The sequence below is a fragment of the Miniphocaeibacter sp. genome (genome assembly GCF_049276255.1).
Lineage (GTDB): Bacteria > Bacillota > Clostridia > Tissierellales > Peptoniphilaceae > Miniphocaeibacter.
Genome location: NZ_JBASWB010000083.1, coordinates 146263 through 165677, shown reverse-complemented (window position 1 = coordinate 165677; position 19415 = coordinate 146263). Strand labels below are relative to the sequence as shown.

Genomic DNA, 19415 nt, shown 5'->3' with positions numbered 1-19415 from the left:
TAGGAGTAAAGTTGTGAAAAAAATAGTAGCATGTTTAGATTGTAAAGATGGTAAGCTAGTAAAAGGAGTTCAATTTACAGACATAAAGGAAATTGCTGATCCAGTTGATAGAGCAGCTTATTATATTGAAGAAGGAATAGATGAAATAATTTATTACGATATATCAGCTTCTAATGAAGGTAGAAAAAATCAAATAGAAATTGCTAGAAGAATTGCCGAAATTTGTAAAAGTAAAAATATACCCTTTACTGTTGGTGGAGGAATTAGTACTTTAGAAGATATTCAAGAAGCCCTGGATGCAGGTGCAACAAAAGTATCTATTAATACTGCAGCTGTTAAAAACCCTCAATTTATTAAAGAGGCATCGGAGAAGTTTGGAAAGGACAAAATAGTAGTTGCTATAGACGGCAAAAAAAATGAAAATAACTCTTGGGATGTATATATAAAAGGCGGCAAAGAAAATACAGGAATTGATGTAATTGAATTTGCAAAAAAACTTGAAGAATTAGGTGCTGGAGAATTGTGTATGAATTCAATAGATGGAGATGGCGCTAAAAAGGGTTATGACTTAGAGCTTACAAAACAGTTAAGGAATAATTTAACTATTCCAATTATTGCTTCTGGTGGCGCAGGTAAACTTGAGCATTTTAAAGAAGCTTTTGAAGCAGGTGCAAATTCGGCTTTAGGAGCATCGGTATTTCATTTTGATGAAATAGATATACATGATTTAAAAAGATATTTATTGTTTAAAAATATTGAAATAGATTGGAGTAGTTATGAATTATGATAATAGAAAATATTAAATGGAATGATAGTGGTTTAATTCCTGCAATAGTACAGGATGCAAAAACTAAGCAGGTATTAATGTTAGCCTATATGAATAAAGAAGCTTTAGAGAAAACCCTAGAAACAAAATCCTCTTGGTTTTATAGTAGATCAAGAAAAGAATTATGGAATAAAGGGGAGACTTCAGGTAATACACAGAAAGTTGTAGAAATTGCATTAGACTGTGATAAAGATACAATTCTATTAAAAGTAATACCTAATGGACCGGCTTGTCATACAGGAGAGGTTTCTTGCTTTTTTAATGAAAAGGAAATATTTGAAGAAATTGTTGACAGGGAAATTTTGTTTAAAGAATATGAAATGATAAAAGATAGGGCCGAAAATCCAATTGAAGGCTCCTATACAAATTATCTATTAAAAGAAGGTGTGGATAAAATTTGTAAAAAAATTGGAGAAGAATCTGCAGAAACAATAATAGGAGCGAAAAATAATTCAAAAGAAGAATTAATTTATGAAGCATCAGACCTACTCTACCACTTAAATGTTTTACTTTATAATCAGGGAGTAACCCTTGATGAGATAATGACAGAAATAACTAATAGATATAAATAAGAAAAGAGCTTCTTAAGAAGCTCTTTTATGCATTTGCACAAGCAATTCCAAAATCTTTACATTTTTCTAAATCTTCATCTGAGGGATCATCATAAACTGCTAATGAATCTGTAACTAGGATAGCACCTAAGGCCTTAGTTCTTTCAGTCCATTCTTCCATCCACTCTCCATTGTTCCATTCGTAAGAACCGAATAAAGCTACTTTTTTATTAGGTAATTTATCTTCACATGATTCAAACAGTTCTTCAAAACTATCTTCTAATTCTTCATCTCCCATTGCAGGGCAACCAAAAGCTATTACTTCATAGTCGTCAATCATATCTGGATTAAAATCATCACTAAAATATAGATCATTTTCTGTACCAAGAGAGTTAGCTCCTTCTATAATAGCATTAGCCATATTTTCTGTGTTACCTGTTCCAGTCCAATATACAACTGCTAATTTTTTCATTATTTACTCCTTTATATTTATTTAAAATAAATTCTAAATTAAATCCTATATTGTAATGATATTTACAGAAATTAGTACATTCTTGAAAGGAAAGAAATTTTTTCTTAGCATATTCTAAATTACTATAAACTTTCCAAGTTCCAGTTAAAAGTGAATTTTTTCCCTTATTAATAATGTATTCTTCAACATCACTAAGAGGATAGTCTAAAAATATACCTATTTCATGAGGAAATTCACTATTATTTAAAATTCTATACTGTAAATGTTTCAAGGTTTCAAAAGTATCATTTAAAGGATAGGAATATTTTGATAGAAACTTTCTTGTACTGGTTAAGTTTAATCTTTTTGTTAATTTAACAATATTAAATAAATATAGTAATGTAGATAATTTATTATTTTTTAATAAATAAATATGCATATCATATTTATTAAGCATAATATTTAACTTATTAATTTCTTTAATTGAAAGAAAAGAGGAATTAACATTAATTAAATTGGCAATTTTTTCACCACATAAGGTTGGGGAACCATGGTTAATAATATATTTTTCTAGCAACTTTATCTCCTTTTAGACAATGATAATAAATATCAATTACAAGGAAAGTATAGCATCGTATTTTTGAGTAGTCAATAACTGTTATCAATTAGCTTATAAATTAATATTTAATATAAAAATAATCTAATTTATGAAATGAAAAAATTTAAAATTCAAATTGCTAAACTTGATAATAGGGCATAATTATGGTATTATCTTAAGGAATGATATGTAGTGGGAGGTGCTCATGAAACAATTTCTTGAAATACTATTAGGGATAGTTAGTATTGTAATTATAGTAAGTGTATTATTCCAAGATTCAAAGTCAGATGGTTTAGCTTCTTTAACTGAAAGTTCAAATACAGGAGGATATGGAAGAAAAACTTCAAAAAATTATCTTATTGATAGAATTGTAATAATTTGTTCAATCTTATTTTTTGTAATAGCATTAGCTTTAGCAATTTTATCTTAAATTTATTTGTAGACTTAAAAACTTTATGTAAATTTAGCGATTATTTATAATCGCTTTATTTTTATTAATTTATTATTTAAGGAGGATTTTATGGAACCAAGTATTTTTGGGTACATTGCAATAGGTTCAGGAGTTTTAGCATTAATTTTTGCTTTTGTAAAAATGAGCTCAATAAACAAAGAACCTGAAGGAAATGAAAGAATGAAAGAACTATCTTCATTTATTTCAGATGGTGCAATGGCCTATCTAGGAAGACAAAACAAAGCAATTATAATGTTTTTAGTAGTTGTTGCAATTATTTTAGGATTGGCTCTTTCATGGCAAACTGCAGTAGCTTTTATTTTTGGTGGTATTTTGTCAATGTTAGCAGGATTAGTAGGTATGAAGGCAGCTACTAAGGCAAATGTAAGAACAACAAATGCAGCAAAGGAAAGTGGTATGGGGAAAGCTTTAAATATAGCATTTTCCGGTGGAGCTGTAATGGGAATGTGTGTTGTTGGTTTAGGTATTGTAGGTATAACACTTACATATTTAATATTTGATGATGCAAACATAGTTACTGGATTTAGTTTTGGTGCTTCTGCTATAGCATTATTTGCCAGAGTTGGTGGAGGTATTTATACTAAAGCAGCTGACGTAGGTGCAGACTTAGTAGGTAAGGTAGAAGCAGGAATACCTGAAGATGACCCAAGAAACCCAGCAGTTATAGCTGATAACGTTGGAGATAATGTTGGGGACGTTGCAGGTATGGGTGCTGACTTATTTGAATCCTATGTAGGATCTATTTTGTCAGGTATAACTTTAGGATTAGCTGCCTTTCAAGACAAGGGTATTTATTATTCCCTAGGAGTTGCGGCAGTAGGGGTTTTAGCTTCAATAATAGGGGTAATCTCTGTTAGAGGGGATAAAGACCCACAAAAATCTTTAAATATGGGTACTTTTGTAAGTGCGATTTTAGCAATTGCAGGTTCAGCAGTACTATCATATTACATTTTAGATAGTTTTAGACCATTTACAGCAGTAGCAATAGGTATTGTAGTAGGACTTTTAATTTCACAATTTACTGAATATTATACTTCTGCTGATAAAAAACCTGTTCAAAAAATTGCTAAAGAATCTGAAACAGGAACTGCAACAAATATTATTTCAGGTTTAGCAGTTGGAATGATGTCAACAGCAGCACCTATAATTGTTATAGCAATTGGTATTATAGGAGCGTATCTTGGTGCAGGTGGCGCAACAAGCCCAACTGAAGGTTTATATGGTATTGCAATTGCAGCTATAGGAATGTTGTCAACTTGTGGTATGACAATAGCAGTAGATGCTTATGGTCCTATTTCAGATAATGCCGGTGGTATTGCAGAAATGGCAAACCTTCCAGAAGAAGTTAGGGACATTACTGATAAATTAGACTCTGTTGGAAATACAACAGCAGCTATAGGTAAGGGATTTGCTATAGGTTCAGCTGCATTAACAGCATTGGCTTTATTCGCTTCATATAACCAAGTTGTAAAATTAGACTCAATAGACGTTTCTGAACCAACAGTAGTTGCAGGTATGTTTATTGGAGGAATGTTACCTTTCCTATTCTCAGCTTTAACTATGGACGCTGTTGGTAAAGCAGCTAATGATATGATTATTGAAGTTAGAAGACAATTTAAAGAAATACCTGGAATAATGGAAGGAAAAGCTCAACCAGATTATAAAAAATGTGTTGATATATCTACTACAGCAGCATTAAAAGAAATGATAGTTCCTGGTTTATTAGCAGTAATAGTTCCAGTTTTAATTGGACTTTTATTAGGACCTGAATCCTTAGGTGGATTGTTAGCTGGTTCATTAGTAACAGGTGTTTTAATGGCAGTATTCATGTCAAATGCTGGTGGTGCATGGGATAATGCTAAAAAGTATATTGAAGAAGGACATCATGGTGGAAAGGGTTCAGAAGCTCATAAAGCAGCTGTAAATGGAGATACAGTAGGAGATCCATTTAAAGATACTTCAGGACCTTCATTAAATATATTAATAAAACTTATGACAGTTGTTTCATTGGTATTTGCACCATTAATTTATCAATATGGTGGATTTCTATTTAAATAATATTTAAATATATTAAGATTTTAAGATGCTAAGTAATTAGCATCTTTTTTTAGGGTAAATTTAAGTATAATCTGATAGTATAATATGTGAGGTGGGGCTTATGAGAATACTAATTGTAGAGGATGAAGTAAGATTATCTGAAGCTATTTCAGAAATTTTAAAATCCGAAAAATATGATGTAGATGTTGTCCATAATGGAGAAGAAGGATTAGATTATGGTTTATCAGATATATATGACTGTATTATATTGGATGTGATGCTACCAGGAATTGATGGTTTTACAATTCTTAAAGAACTAAGAAAGGAAAAGATTTCAACTCCAATTTTAATGCTAACTGCCAAAGATGAAATTTCTAATAAGGTAGAGGGCTTGGACTTTGGAGCAGATGACTATATGACAAAACCCTTTGATATAGAAGAACTCTTAGCTAGAATTAGATCTATAACTAGACGACAAGGTCAGGTTTATATAAATAATATTGAGTTTGAAGATCTAAAATTGGATTTATCCAATTATAATATATCAACAGCAGAAAAATCTATTAATTTAACGGCAAAGGAATTTGAAATTATGAAATTATTAATGAGTAATGTTAATATTGTTGTTACTAAAGATGAGTTAATATCAAAAATTTGGGGATATGATTCCGATGCCGAGGATAATAATGTAGAAGTATATATTTCTTTTTTAAGAAAAAAATTAAAGTTTATAAAAAGCAAGGTAAGTATTGTTACATTAAGAAAGTTGGGCTATAAACTTGAATATGCTGGTTAAGTTAAAAAGGAAGTTCATAATTATAACCATGTCACTTGTTTCTTTTGTCTTATTAGCTATATTAGTAGGTTTTTATGTTTTTATTTATAGATTTTTAAATCAAGATATTGATAATAGGCTAAAAAGTACTACTTTAGATAGTGCCATGGGAGTAGATTATTCCTTTGAAGAGAGAATAGAAAGAAACAATTTTGTTTTTGTATATTTAAAGGAAGGAAACTATTATAAACCTATAAATACAGATGCTAACTTACTGCCAGATGAAAAAGTTACTATTTCTATTTTGGAAAAAATAGAGAAACAAAATTCGGAAACTGGCTCAATAAAAATGGGAATTAATCAAATTAGGTTTTTTAAAATAGATAACTATGTTTCCTATACTGTTGTAAATGAGGACCTTAACACCTTGGCCTTAATAGCTAAAATGCTAGTAACAGCATTTATTACAGCCTTTGTTTTTATATTCTTTATAGCAAAATATTTAGCTTCTTGGGCCTTAGAGCCTGTTGAAAAAGCTTGGTATATGCAAAAACAATTTATTGCAGATGCTTCTCATGAATTAAAAACCCCTTTAACTGTTATACTTGCTAATTTGAAAATCCTAAAAAGGTATAATAATTTAACGGAAGAGCAAAACAAATGGGTTAATAATACAAATGACGAAGCAATAAGAATGAAGGATTTAGTAGAAGAAATGTTGTATTTAGCAAAAGGTGATGTTGAGCAAAACAATTTGCATTATTCAGATGTAAATTTTTCTGAACTTGTAGAGGAGGTTATATTAACCTTTGAATCTATTGCCTTCGAAAAAGGTCTTACAATTGAATATGATAACTTTCAAGAAGATATTATATATTGTGGAGATAGACAACAGTTAAAAAGACTTTTAATCATTTTAGTAGACAATGCTTGTAAATATTCTGATACGGGAAATGAAATAGAAATTGAGCTAAGTAAAAGTGAAAAGAAAATAATTTTTAAAATTACTTCAATTGGCAATATAATTGATAAGAAAAATGCAGATAAAATTTTTGAACGTTTCATTAGAGAATCAGAATCAAGAATGAGAAATTCAGAAGGTGGATATGGTTTAGGACTAGCTATAGCTAAAAATATAGTAGATAACCATAAAGGGAAAATAAGATGGGAGCCTTACAAGGATATAGGAAATACTTTTATTGTGGAATTAAATGTCTAAACTCTTTTTTTTCCTTATAATTTGTGTTATATTTAAGTATATACAATTTATTAGAATTATTAGGAGGAAAATTATATATGGAAGATACTGGACCCGAGGTCTCGATACAATTACTAATTTTAGTTTTATTAACTACACTTAATGCATTTTTTGCAGCGTCAGAAATGGCAATGGTGTCAGTGGATAGAAAGAAAATATCAAATTTAGCAGAAGATGGAAATAAAAAAGCAAGAATTTTATTGAATCTTTTAAAAGAACCTTCTAGATTTTTATCTACTATACAGGTAGGAATAACTTTAGCGGGATTCTTTTCAGCAGGATTTGGAGCTACGGGATTATCAGGAGATTTGGGAAGATTTTTAACGAATATTGGTGTGCCTTATGGTGAAAATATTTCATTTGCCTTAGTAACTATAATATTAGCTTTCTTTAACTTGGTTTTTGGGGAATTAGTACCAAAAAGAGTAGCTTTACAAAACTCGTTAAAATTTTCGTTATTTGCAATACCTGTAGTTAATTTAGTAGCTAAGTTTATGAAACCTTTTGTTTGGTTATTATCACTAACAACAAATGGAGTTTTAAGATTATTAGGACAAAAAGCTGAAGGGGTTGAAGAAAAAGTAACCCTTGAAGAAATTAAATCTTTAGTCGAAGTAGGTCAGGAACAAGGAGTTATTAATCCTGTAGAACGTGAAATGATTGATAGTGTCATAGGTTTTGACGATAAGCTAGCAGAAGATATTATGACAGCTCGTACTGAAGTATTTATGATAAATGTTGATAGTGAAATAGATGATTATGCTAGTAAGATGATGGAATTAAAATATAGTAGAATTCCAATTTATGAAGATGATATCGATAATATAATTGGTATCTTATATATTAAAGACTTTTTAAAAGAAGCTTTTGAACACGGCTTTGAAAATATAGATATTAGGAAAATAATTAGACCACCTTATTTTGTTCCTGAAAGAAAAAACATTAACGATTTGTTTTTAGAATTACAGGAAGGCAAAATGCATATGGCTATTTTAATAGATGAATATGGTGGATTTTCTGGTATAGTAACTATGGAAGACCTTATTGAGGAAATAGTAGGGGATATTGATGATGAGTATGATCATGATGAACCTGATTTTAAGGTTATTAATCCACTTACCTTCCATGCTAAAGGCTCTATATCCATTAAGGAATTAAATTCAAAAATAGGCTCTAAATTTGATGAAGATACTGAAGATTATGACACTTTAGGTGGACTGTTAATATTTAATATGGGCTTTATTCCAAATGATGGAGAAACTTACAATCTAACAATTGATGAAGTTAACTTTAAAATTGAAGAAGTTAAAGATAAGAGAATTCAATATGTAGGTATTGTTATTCCAGAAGATTATGGTGAAGATAAAACAGAAGATGAGGAAGAAGACAAAAAGAGCTCTTAGTTTTACTAGGAGCTTTTTTACAGGAATTTATTAGGAGAAGTAATGATATATATAAAGAGTAAAAATGATATTGAAAAAATGAAAAAAGCTGGTAATATTGTAGCTACTATGCATGAAGCTTTAAGGGATTATATTAGACCAGGAATTTCTACACTTGATGTAAATGATTTTTGTGAAAAACATATAAGAAAATTAGGTGGAAAGCCTGTTCAAATAGGTTACCATGGTTTTCCATATGCTACTTGTACTTCGGTAAATGATGAAATTTGCCATGGTTTTCCAACAGAGTATATACTAAAATCAGGAGATTTAATTACTGTTGATACTGTTGTAGAGTTTGATGGATTTATGGGAGATTCAGCTTGGAGCTACTATGTTGGTGAAGCAAGTGATAAAGTAATTGACTTAATGAAAACAACAAAAGAATGCCTTTATATTGGCATAGAGAAAGCTATTATAGGTAATAGACTAGGGGATATAGGTCATGCAATACAAGAGCATGCTGAAAGTAAAGGATATTCTGTAGTAAGAGAGTTTACAGGTCATGGAATAGGAAAAGAAATGCATGAAGATCCAATGGTACCACATTATGGTAAACCAGGTAGAGGTATAAGACTGGAAGAGGGAATGGTTATTACTATTGAACCAATGATAAATACGGGAAAATGGAAAAGTGTAATAGATAACAACAATTGGACTGCTAGAACTATTGATGGGGGATTATCCTGTCAATATGAGCACACATTAGCAATTACTACAGATGGTCCAATTATACTTACAAAACAAAAAGATGAAGAGGATTATTTATAATCCTCTTTTATATATAGTTTATTTTTTAATTCTCTTGTGTAAAATTCTTTATTTATATTATATAAATCCGTTGCGGTTTCTTCTAGATTAAATAGAGACCTATTTAATTTATCCTCTAGTTTAAAGTCTTTGTTTTTTGTGACTATATTTAAAGTCGATGATTCTTTAATCTCTTTTAGAATTAATTTTCCTTTGTTGTTTAATCCAAGTACTTTTATATATTTTACTGGTTCATTAATACTATTGTCTATAAGATTTTTATCTATACTTAAAAGGTAGTTTAAAATAAATCTTTGAATTCTACCTTTTTTATATCTTTTACTTATAGATAGCTCTATAAACTCTTGAATATTTTTAGCCTTTAAAATATTTTTAAAAAATAATTTGTCTAAACCTTCTTCATAACCGCTAATATTAGAAAAGTCTTTTTTCAAAATCAATATACAATATTTTAATAATAAATAATAATCTTCTAAGTTTGCTAAGTTAGAAAATTTATCTAGCTCATTACTAGATAAATAGGGTACATAGTCTAAAATAGAATCAATATTACCACTTAAGATATTTTTTCTAATAGATGTAGCAGAATTAAATTGTAAGTCTAGTAAATTTTCTTCTAAGTAGTTACTACCCTGTCTACGAACTGGAATAATTCCAATATTTAAGTCTAATTTAATAATGGACTTTATATATTCTAAAGCTAATATATTATTAGACAGAAAAGTATCATCCTTCGGAATATAACCGAGTAAGGATATAGTTGCTTCCTTATAGGCAGCAGCATAGCTTTTTCCCGTAGTCATTATTTCCTTTATTAATTGAGATAATTTTGTTGTATTATCTAGTTGACATTTTGCAATTTCATATAAATCCTTTAAATTTTCGTTTTCTATACCAAAGGAAATATAGTCAATACAATTCATTGCTTCTATAATCTTCATGCCTCCAAAGGCGAAATTTTCAGCAGATTGAAGGGAATAGATAGTTGGTAGTTGTATTATAAGATCAATGCCATTTTCAATAGCGTATTTTGCCCTTAAGAATTTATCGAAAATAGCTGGTTCACCTCTTTGTACAAAATTGCCAGACATTATAGCTACTATTTTTGACTGGGGGAATTTTTCCTTAATTTTTTTTATTTGATATAGGTGTCCAGTATGAAGAGGATTATATTCAGAAATAATTGCTATTGTTTTCATTATATTTCTACCTTTACACTCTTATCTATTTTTATACTATTTTTTGTTATTATTGAATCATAGGATAAAATTTCAACACTACTATTAGAAGCTAATTCTAAATTATTACTAAAGTTAGGATCTGTTATAGTATTTGGTGTGAAAAGTTTTGCATTACTAAATTGGATTAAAAAAACAATAATTGCTCCATATCCATTTTTACTTGCATCTATTAATTCTAAAATATGCTTACTACCCCTTTCAGTAGGTGCATCAGGAAACATTGCAATGCCATTTTCTTCTAAAGTTACACCTTTTACTTCTAAAAAAAAGTCTTTTTCTAGTTTTTCACTATAGAATTTAATATCGAATCTGCTGTTTTTATATTGTTTTTCCCTAGTCACATTTATAGGATTTAATTCAGATAGGATTTTTCTACTAACTATACTGTCATAAATAACCCTATTAGGGATTTGGGAATCTATATTTATAAGCAAGTCGTCTTTATATATGGATATTAAAGAATATTTTGTCTTTCTATTTAAGTTATTTGATTTTTCCAAGTAGCATTTTCTACCTTCAATAAATAATTCTTTACATCTTCCGGTATTTTTCACATGTACTTCTTCTATTTTATTATTAATTAATACTTCTGCAATAAATCTATTAATTCTTTTTATGAATATTCCTTCTATAATTTCGTTATACATTATTACTCCTTATTGATTTTATTCAAATTATATTATATACTAAAACACTCATAAGGAAGGTATTTATTATGGATATTAGATTTACAAATGAAAACATTTTTGACGTTAATGCAGAAAGTATAGTGTATTTTACAGACAATACTCTAATTGGTGAAAAGAGTAATGAATTAATTGAAAATGCTGGTGAAAGAGTTTTGGAAACCATTCAAAAGTTAAATGGATGTCCAACAGGTGAGGTAAAAATTATACCAGGATATAATTTAAAACAGAATTATGTTTTCCTATCGGTTTTACCAGAAAAAATTGAAAATGAAATAGAAATAGAATTGTTTAAAAGAATTTTTAATAAATTATTTAAATTAGCTGAAGAATATAAAATATCATCTTTTGCTATTGATGTATTGTATATGCAGACCATGTACGGAGACGATTATTTAAAGCTTTTGAATAATGTAGTTCGTTCTGCCGATTTAAAATATGATGATTATACCATATATATGAGTAAGGAATTAAATTGACTTTTGCATGCTATTTTGATAAGATTTTAATAGTGGTTTGAGGAAATTTTGCTAAATCAATAAGAGAGGGTGTTCTATAATTTTTCCAGAAGCACACGCGATAATTGCAAAAAATCTTTGTAAGGACATAAATGAAAATTATAATATTAACTTAAATGAGAAAAAGATGATTTGGGGAGCAATATCACCAGATATATTACCTAAATATAAGATTTATCGTCATTACAAAGAGGACAGTGAAGAGTTTTTAGTTAACGAAATAGTTAATTTAATATATATATGTAGATTTTTTAATTTAAAGAGTTTGGATAATTTTAAAAAGAAAATCATAAGTATAAAAATTGGAGTTATAAGCCACTTTTTGTCAGATTATGTTTGTTTACCACATAAGGAAAACTGGACATTTAATGAGGCTTTTAAAAAGCATGTAAATTATGAAAAAGAGTTAAATGAAGTTGTTAAAGATCACATATTTGAAAAGGATATTATCTCTACTGAAAAAATATCTTTATATGAGTGCGAAACAATTCATTTGAAAAAGTTAGTAAAAGAATACATTAATAAGGTAATAGATGAATATTCTTTAGAACAATCATATGAAAGGGATTTAAATTTTGCTTTAAACTTAAGCACTAATATTTCTTATTTTATATTTGATGTTGTAAATGAATTGAATCACGAAATTTCGATGGACTATTCTTTTGTATTTTAAATAAATTTTAGGGAGGAAGTATGCATCTTGAAAAAAAAAGAGATAATTTTTTGAAACAAGAACTTAGAGCTAATTTCTTATATCAAGATGATATAGACTCTCTGTATTTATTACTAGCTATTATTGAAAAGGACTATAAATGTAACACTTTAAAACCTAAATATAGCTGTACAAAAAAAATATTAAGAACTATTAGTAACTTTTTTAAGGATAGAGAAGATGTTGAAGAGATAACAGCTGCCTCTATGAAAATATTAAACGAAGATCTTTCAAGATTGGAGTTTGCAGTATATTTAGAAGCATATAGAATAGGTTACGATGATTTAAATGCAGTAAATACTTTTGAGAATTTTGTATTATCTAAAATACCAGCTGAAAGTTTAAAAAATAGAAGAAGATTATTTCATAATTACAAGAATAAAGAAATAAAGGATATAAAAAAACACTTAGCTTATAACATAAAGGATTTTGTTACATTTGAAAAAAATTTAAAAGGACTTATTACTAAATATTGTGATAGTGTTATAAAAGATAATGTTTATTCTTTAAATAAATATTTAGACAAACAACTTTTATTTAAATTTGACGGTATTAACACCTACATAGTTGAAGAAAGATTTTTAACTAAAAAAGAATTAGAGTTACTATATGAAAAAATAGTAAGGTCTTACTTACGTTCAATTAAATATTTGTGCAAAGAAGCTTTATGGTATGGAATTAATGATAAAGTTTTAAGTAGATATAATTAGACATTATTAGAGTTGTTAAACAACTCTTTTTTTTTACCTAAAATACAAGTAAGATGATTTTTAATACATTTATGATAATTTTTAAAAACTAAAATATTCTACTATATTCTATATTGTAAGATTGTAAGTATTTTGTAAGAAATAGAATTTCTAGATAGATTATAATTAATTATATGGGTTAGGAGGTTGTTGTGGATAAGATTATTAAGGTTAGAAATCTCTATAAAGTATATAAAATGGGAGAGGAACTAATATATGCTTTAAGGAATGTTAATTTAGATATTTATAAAAACGAAACAATTTCTCTTTTAGGTACTTCAGGTTCTGGAAAATCGACTTTATTAAATTTATTGGCAGGATTGGAAAAACCTACTAAAGGAAAAGTTGAAATTGGAGGTATAGAAGTTTCTAGTTTAAATGAAAAACAAATTACAAAGTTTCGGCAAAAAAATATTGGATTTATTTTTCAGTCCTATAATTTAATTTCTTCCATGACTGCTTTAGAAAATGTAGAATTTAGCTTAATGCTTAAAGGAGTCGATAAAGAAACTAGAATAAAAAGGTCTATAAAAATTTTAAATGATGTAGGTCTAGGGAAAAGGTTAAACCATAAACCAAATGAAATGAGTGGGGGTCAACAACAAAGGGTGTCTATAGCAAGAGCCTTAATAGACAATCCTAAAATAGTATTTGCTGATGAGCCTACTGGAAACCTTGATAGTAAAACTTCTAGGGAGATATTAAATTTAATAATGAATTTAACAAAAGAACATAATCAAACTATGATTTTAGTTACTCATGATGATGAAATAGCTAAATATGGCCATCGAACTATTTACTTAAAAGATGGGTCAATAGAAAATATAGAGTAGGAAAGGAAGTATATATGAAAAAAATAGTTGGTGTTTTATTAACATTAATTCTTATGATTAATATGGTTTTTTCTCCTTCAATTGTAAGGGCAGAGGAAAATTTAACTAGTTCTATAAAATTAGGAGTAGAAGAAGTATCTCTTTCGAAACAGTCAGCTGTTAAACCGGGAGATATAGTTAATGTTAAAATTAGTTTTCTAAATGAATCTGAAAATAATGGAGAAAATATTAGATTTGATTTAGATGCAGAAAGTAAGAAATCCTTTAAATTAGTAAGTGATAGTACTGCTAATAGAATTAAAAACATTAAGGCAAAGGAAAGCCAAGATTTAAACATTAGTATAGAAGTTTTAGAAGAAGTAGAAGAAGGTAGTCATAAAGTAGGCTTAATTGCCTTTTTAAATGAAAAAGATGAAAGCATAACTCAATCTTATTTTTTTAATATAAAAGTTGAAAAAGCTACTGTTGAAGAAGTTAATAACAATACTCCTAGTGAGCCGGTTGTAAATGATGCAGAAGTTTTTAATAGTGGTGGAGGGGGTGATTTTATTCCTGAATCCTCTAATTTGTCATCATCAGGTGGAGATTTTAATGGTAATGGACAAGATACAACTACTACGGTAATAAAGGGCGGTAAGCCAAAATTAATAGTGGATAATTATACTGTTTCTCCTAATCCTGTAAAAGCTGGTGAAGATTTTGATTTAACTCTATCCTTCTATAATACCAATAAAAAGAAGGCTGTGAAGAATATAAAAATAGTTATAAATTCTTCCGGAGGAACATCTATGGGAACTGGAGATGATTCTGGAGATAATCCTAATACTGCTAGTCCAAGTTTAACAGGTTCTGTTTTTATGCCGGTTAATAGTTCCAATACTTTTTATATAGAATCAATAGGAGCAGGAAAAAGGGTAAGTAAAAATCTGAAATTAACAACTCCATATAATGTTAATCCAAATACATATGAATTAAATGTTCATTTAGAATACGATGATTCTGAAAGCAATGAGTTTATATCGGAAGAAGCTTTAGGAATTAATGTTTATCAAGAAGCAAAAATTCAATTGGGAACTATTAATTTTATGGACCCTGAAGTTGGAATGCCATCAGATTTTTCTGTGGAATTCTACAATACGGGAAGATCTCCTATTCATAATTTAATGATTAAGGTTTCTGGTAATTTTGATGTTGAAGGAGATACTTACTATGTTGGTGATTTTCATCCAGGTAGTACTGAAAGTTTTTCAGCACCGCTAACTGCTATGGAAGCAGGTGAAGTTAAGGGGAAGTTGTTAATTACCTATGAAGATTCTACTGGTAAACCTCACGAGCTTGAACAAGAATTTTCAGCTACTGCTATTGAGATAAATATGGAAGAAGATCCTGATTTTATGGTACAAGAAGAAAAAACATCTATTTTTAAAAATCCTGTTTTTTGGATTATTATAGCTTTAATTGTAGTAGTAATTATAGTAATTGTTGTAAGGCTTAACAAAAAGAACAAGGAATTAGATGATGAACTTATAATTAATGATGACGAGCTGGAAAACCTAGATATTGAAGAAAAAAAGGAAGATGAAAAAGATAATATTGAAAATACACAATTAATAGATAAAGGAAATAAGGAAAATGAAGATAAGTGATCTTTTTTTAACTTCCTTAAAAAACCTGTGGAGAAGAAAAGTTAGGACTATTCTTACAATAATAGGTGTTTTAATTGGTTCCACTTCAATTATAATAATGCTTAGCATGGGCTTTGCTTTAACGAAAAATAATGAGGCTATGTTTGAAGAAATTGGAGGACTTTCTGCAATAACAGTTCACCCATCTGATAGCATGTATGCTCAATTCCAAGAAGAACAAACAACGAAATCTAAAAATGTAAAATTAAATAATTTAACTATTAATAAACTTCAGGCAATTGAAGGAGTAAAACTAGTTGTACCCTTTATGGAATTTAAAGGAGAAAGCCCTCAAATATTAAAGGGTAAATTGCTAGGTTGGGGTCAGGTGTATGGAGTGGACTTTAATCATATAGAAGAAATAGGTTATAAAATTACTTCAGGACATATGCCAACTGGTAAATACGATGCCTTAGCTGGTGTTGAAGTTGGGAATGGTTTTTATAATCCAAATGGTACCGACTTTGAACAAGTTCAAGTTGATTTATTAAATGATAAGGTTGATTTTGGATTAGTAGAGTATGATGAAAAGGGAAATTTTAAAATTAAATCAAAAAGCAAAATCAATTTTACTGGCTTAACAGGAACAGAAGGAAGTATGTATAGCTACCAGATACTAATAGGAATGGACTATTTTAAGGAATTAGCTACTGAAGCTAATAAAAAAGCCATAGAAAAAGAAATGAAAACAGATTTAAATAATTATTCTTTGGCTATGGTTCAAATAGAAGATGGGGCAGATTTACTAGAGGTACAAAATGCAATTAAAGCTGAAGGCTTTATAACTGAATCCAATGCGGATTTTTATAATGAAATCAAAGAAGGTACAGACAGTACTAGAATGATGTTTTTAATTGTAGGTGCAGTTGCCTTTATAGTAGCTGCCATAGGAATTGCCAATACTATGATTATGTCTGTCTATGAAAGAACTAAAGAAATAGGGGTAATGAAGGTAATTGGTGCATCTATAAAGGACATTAGAAATATGTTTTTAATGGAAGCTACTTTTATTGGACTTATTGGTGGTATAATTTCTATATTTTTTAGCTATTTAGTTTCATTTTTATTAAATTCCTTTGGAACAGTTCAAAGTGCAGATTTGTTTTATATGGAGGAAACTTCAAAATTATTGGTTTCCTATATTCCTTTTTGGTTACCATTTATAGGAGTTATATTTTCTACATTGGTAGGATTATTTTCAGGCTATATTCCGGCGAGAAGAGCAACTAAAATTTCGGCAATAGAAGCAATAAGAAATCAATAAGTATAAAAAAGAAGGTGTTAGCCTTCTTTTTTTGTTAAGATATTAGAAAAACTTGATTTATTAATATATTACATATATATTTTTTATAGGAAGTATTGTTTTTAATAAATATTATGGAGGGAAAGATGAAAAAAATATATAAGGGAAATGTGGTTTTTACTAAGAATATTGGTGAATTAACAAGTTTTGAAAATGGTTATCTAGTAGTAGAAAATGGAAAAATAAATTCTGTTTATAAAATACTTCCTAAAGAATATGAAGAATATGAAATAATAGATTTTAAAGATAAATTACTAGTACCAGGATTTGTCGATATACATTTACATGCTCCTCAAATTAATAATTTAGGATTGGGAGCAGATTTAGAATTACTTAATTGGTTAGAAAAATACACCTTTCCAGAAGAAGCAAAATATAAGGATTTAGATTATACTGAAAAATCCTACAAAGCTTTAGTAAATAAATTATGGGAAAATGGCACAACTAGTTCTGTAATTTTTGGAAGTATATTCAAAAAATCAAATATTTTACTATCAAAAATGATTAGTCAATCCGGTTTAAAAGCCTATGTCGGTAAGGTTAATATGGATAGAAATTCTCCTGACTATTATATAGAAGATACAGAACAAAGTTTAATAGATACAGAGGATTTTATTGGTGAAGTATCCAAGATTAAAAATATAAAACCTATTATAACTCCTCGTTTTGTTCCAAGTTGCTCAAAAGAATTAATGTATGGTTTAGGCGAGCTTGCAGAGAAATATGACTTAAAAATTCAATCTCATTTGTCAGAAAATATAGATGAAGTAAAGTGGGTAAGAGAATTACATCCAGATTGTAAAAACTATATTGATGTTTATGAAAAATATAATCTTTTAAGAAAAAACAAGGTAGTAATGGCTCACTGTGTTTGGTCAAATAAGGAAGAAACGAAAAAAATTAAGGACTATAATATTACAGTTGCCCATGCACCAGTATCCAATGGAAATCTAGCCAGTGGAATAGCACCTATTCCTTCTTATAGAGAAAATAAAATAAACGTAGGATTATGTTCCGACTTAAGTGGTGGTCATGAAATTTTCCTAGGGAAAGTCATAAAGGAAGCAGAGACCTTTGGTAAATTAAGAAGAATAGAGGATAATAAGAAATATAATTATATGACAACATTAGATTATTTTTATATGGCAACAAAGGGAAGTGGAAAATTTTTTGGTAATGTTGGTAGTTTTGAAAAAGGTTATGATGCAGATTTTTTAGTAATAGATGATAGTAATATACAAGATGTAAATGAAAGAAATCTTGAAGAAAGATTAAAGAGATTTATTTACTTAGGAAATAGTGGAAATATTTCTGAAAGATATATAAATGGAGAAAAAATCGAAAAACCTTTTTAATATAATGAAAATTTACTTATAAATTAATATATGATAAAATTATCAGATGAGGTGTTAGTTTGATAATTTTAGGTATAGACCCAGGGATAGCTATAGTAGGTTATGGAATAATAGAAGTTGTTGGAAATTCGATTAAATTGTTGGAATATGGATGTATTACTACTTCTTCGAAAAGTCCTGTACCAAAGAGGCTATCTTTTATTATGAAAGAAATGCGGTCAATTATAGACGAGTTTAAGCCAGATGAAATGGCTATAGAAGAATTGTTTTTTAATAAAAATGCCAAGACGGTTATTAATGTTGCACAGGCAAGAGGAGTAGAAATTCTAGCAGGTATTGAAGCTGGTTTAAAAATATATGAATATACTCCTTTACAGATAAAACAAGCCATTGTTGGTTATGGAAGAGCTGAAAAAATACAAGTTCAGGAAACTATTAAAACCATTTTAAGACTTAGTGAAATACCAAAACCCGATGATGCTGCTGATGCAATAGCAGTAGCGGTTTGTCATTCCTTTAGTCGTAAATTTAAAGAATTATATGAAATGAGGTAATTTTATTGTATGCATATATTATAGGTGATGTAAAAGCAATTTATGATGGAGAAATAATTTTAGAAAATAACGGAATTGGTTATAGAATCTTTTCTTCATTAAGTACAATTAGTGAAATAAACACCTATGAAACCTATAAAATTTATACTGAATATATTCAAAGAGAAGATGGAGTTTATCTATATGGTTTTAGTAGCGAAGACGAGTTGGAGTTTTTTAAAAAACTAACAAAAGTTTCATCAATAGGACCAAAAGCTGCAATTAGTTTGTTGTCTACTCTATCTGTAAATGATTTAAAATATTCTATTTATAATAATGATATAGACAATCTTACTAAAGCCCCAGGTATTGGCAAAAAATCTGCTGGTAGAATAATTTTAGAGTTAAAGGACAAAATTGATTTAGACTTTACAATACCAGTTGAACAACCAATGGAAAATGATTCTTTGGATAGGGATTTTGCAATAGAGGCCTTAGTTAATTTAGGCTATGTTAAAAATGAAGTTGAAAAAGTAATAAATAAAATGGATTACAAAAACTTACAGTTGGAAGAAATAATAAAATTAGCTATGAAAACCTTAGAAAATAAGAGGTGATT

At 28.6% G+C, this 19415-nt stretch carries 21 protein-coding genes; 17 read left to right on the top strand and 4 right to left on the bottom strand.

Going from position 1 to position 19415, the window contains the following annotated elements:
• Nucleotides 1-13 precede the first annotated feature (13 nt).
• On the top strand, nt 14-787 hold the full coding sequence (hisF, locus tag WAO56_RS12405; protein WP_422144371.1) for an imidazole glycerol phosphate synthase subunit HisF: 774 nt from the start codon (nt 14-16) through the stop codon (nt 785-787).
• Nucleotides 784-1398 (top strand): bifunctional phosphoribosyl-AMP cyclohydrolase/phosphoribosyl-ATP diphosphatase HisIE, encoded by a 615-nt coding sequence (hisIE, locus tag WAO56_RS12400; RefSeq protein WP_422144370.1) that lies wholly within the window; start codon nt 784-786, stop codon nt 1396-1398. Before hisF ends, hisIE begins: the two co-directional genes overlap by 4 nt.
• A gap of 25 nt (nt 1399-1423) precedes the next feature.
• Here hisIE and WAO56_RS12395 read toward each other — a convergent pair whose 3' ends face one another.
• Nucleotides 1424-1849: a flavodoxin gene (locus tag WAO56_RS12395; protein WP_422144369.1), complete on the bottom strand. Its 426-nt coding sequence runs from the start codon at nt 1847-1849 to the stop codon at nt 1424-1426.
• Entirely contained in the window at nt 1809-2405 is a 597-nt protein-coding gene (locus WAO56_RS12390; RefSeq protein ID WP_422144368.1) for a DUF3793 family protein, read from the bottom strand. The genes WAO56_RS12395 and WAO56_RS12390 overlap by 41 nt, the downstream gene beginning before the upstream one ends.
• A 226-nt stretch (nt 2406-2631) precedes the next feature.
• Between WAO56_RS12390 and secG the strand changes: the two genes are divergently transcribed.
• The 6 genes from secG (at nt 2632) to map (ending at nt 9181) form a co-directional block, all read left to right on the top strand.
• Nucleotides 2632-2856, top strand: a complete 225-nt coding sequence (gene secG / locus WAO56_RS12385; protein WP_422144367.1) for a preprotein translocase subunit SecG — start codon at nt 2632-2634, stop codon at nt 2854-2856.
• A gap of 90 nt (nt 2857-2946) precedes the next feature.
• Nucleotides 2947-4956 carry a sodium-translocating pyrophosphatase gene (locus tag WAO56_RS12380; protein ID WP_422144366.1) on the top strand — a complete coding sequence of 670 codons (2010 nt, stop codon included), beginning with the start codon at nt 2947-2949 and terminating at the stop codon, nt 4954-4956.
• A 100-nt stretch (nt 4957-5056) separates the two neighbouring features.
• Nucleotides 5057-5731 carry a response regulator transcription factor gene (locus WAO56_RS12375; protein ID WP_422144365.1) on the top strand — a complete coding sequence of 225 codons (675 nt, stop codon included), beginning with the start codon at nt 5057-5059 and terminating at the stop codon, nt 5729-5731.
• The gene (locus tag WAO56_RS12370) at nt 5721-6929 is read left to right on the top strand and encodes a sensor histidine kinase (RefSeq protein ID WP_422146377.1); all 1209 of its coding nucleotides are present in this window, start codon (nt 5721-5723) and stop codon (nt 6927-6929) included. Before WAO56_RS12375 ends, WAO56_RS12370 begins: the two co-directional genes overlap by 11 nt.
• Nucleotides 6930-7006: 77 nt before the next feature.
• A complete protein-coding gene (locus WAO56_RS12365; RefSeq protein WP_422144363.1) occupies nt 7007-8371 on the top strand; it encodes a hemolysin family protein in 1365 nt (454 codons plus the stop codon).
• 42 nt (nt 8372-8413) lie between these two features.
• On the top strand, nt 8414-9181 hold the full coding sequence (gene map, locus WAO56_RS12360; protein WP_422144362.1) for a type I methionyl aminopeptidase: 768 nt from the start codon (nt 8414-8416) through the stop codon (nt 9179-9181).
• On the opposite strand, the gene WAO56_RS12355 is transcribed toward map, so the two are convergent.
• Together WAO56_RS12355 and sfsA are read right to left on the bottom strand one after the other, a co-directional pair.
• A complete protein-coding gene (locus tag WAO56_RS12355) occupies nt 9172-10380 on the bottom strand; it encodes a nucleotidyltransferase (protein ID WP_422144361.1) in 1209 nt (402 codons plus the stop codon). The genes map and WAO56_RS12355 overlap by 10 nt on opposite strands.
• Nucleotides 10380-11069: a DNA/RNA nuclease SfsA gene (gene sfsA / locus WAO56_RS12350; protein ID WP_422144360.1), complete on the bottom strand. Its 690-nt coding sequence runs from the start codon at nt 11067-11069 to the stop codon at nt 10380-10382. The genes WAO56_RS12355 and sfsA overlap by 1 nt, the downstream gene beginning before the upstream one ends.
• 68 nt (nt 11070-11137) lie before the next feature.
• On the opposite strand from sfsA, the gene WAO56_RS12345 reads away from it, so the two are divergent.
• The 9 genes from WAO56_RS12345 (at nt 11138) to ruvA (ending at nt 19413) form a co-directional block, all read left to right on the top strand.
• Nucleotides 11138-11587, top strand: coding sequence for a macro domain-containing protein (locus WAO56_RS12345; RefSeq protein ID WP_422144359.1), 450 nt, complete (start codon nt 11138-11140; stop codon nt 11585-11587).
• Nucleotides 11588-11642: 55 nt separating this feature from the next.
• On the top strand, nt 11643-12299 hold the full coding sequence (locus WAO56_RS12340) for a zinc dependent phospholipase C family protein (RefSeq protein WP_422144458.1): 657 nt from the start codon (nt 11643-11645) through the stop codon (nt 12297-12299).
• Between the two features lie 20 nt (nt 12300-12319).
• Complete coding sequence (locus WAO56_RS12335) at nt 12320-13048, top strand: hypothetical protein (protein WP_422144358.1); 729 nt, start codon at nt 12320-12322, stop codon at nt 13046-13048.
• A 191-nt stretch (nt 13049-13239) separates the two neighbouring features.
• Entirely contained in the window at nt 13240-13920 is a 681-nt protein-coding gene (locus WAO56_RS12330) for an ABC transporter ATP-binding protein (protein WP_422144357.1), read from the top strand.
• A gap of 14 nt (nt 13921-13934) precedes the next feature.
• The gene (locus WAO56_RS12325) at nt 13935-15566 is read left to right on the top strand and encodes a COG1361 S-layer family protein (protein WP_422144356.1); all 1632 of its coding nucleotides are present in this window, start codon (nt 13935-13937) and stop codon (nt 15564-15566) included.
• Nucleotides 15553-16869, top strand: coding sequence for an ABC transporter permease (locus WAO56_RS12320; protein WP_422144355.1), 1317 nt, complete (start codon nt 15553-15555; stop codon nt 16867-16869). Before WAO56_RS12325 ends, WAO56_RS12320 begins: the two co-directional genes overlap by 14 nt.
• A gap of 125 nt (nt 16870-16994) precedes the next feature.
• On the top strand, nt 16995-18263 hold the full coding sequence (locus WAO56_RS12315) for an amidohydrolase family protein (protein ID WP_422144354.1): 1269 nt from the start codon (nt 16995-16997) through the stop codon (nt 18261-18263).
• Between the two features lie 59 nt (nt 18264-18322).
• Nucleotides 18323-18817 (top strand): crossover junction endodeoxyribonuclease RuvC, encoded by a 495-nt coding sequence (ruvC, locus tag WAO56_RS12310; RefSeq protein ID WP_422144353.1) that lies wholly within the window; start codon nt 18323-18325, stop codon nt 18815-18817.
• 5 nt (nt 18818-18822) lie between these two features.
• A complete protein-coding gene (ruvA, locus tag WAO56_RS12305; protein WP_422144352.1) occupies nt 18823-19413 on the top strand; it encodes a Holliday junction branch migration protein RuvA in 591 nt (196 codons plus the stop codon).
• Nucleotides 19414-19415 lie beyond the last annotated feature (2 nt).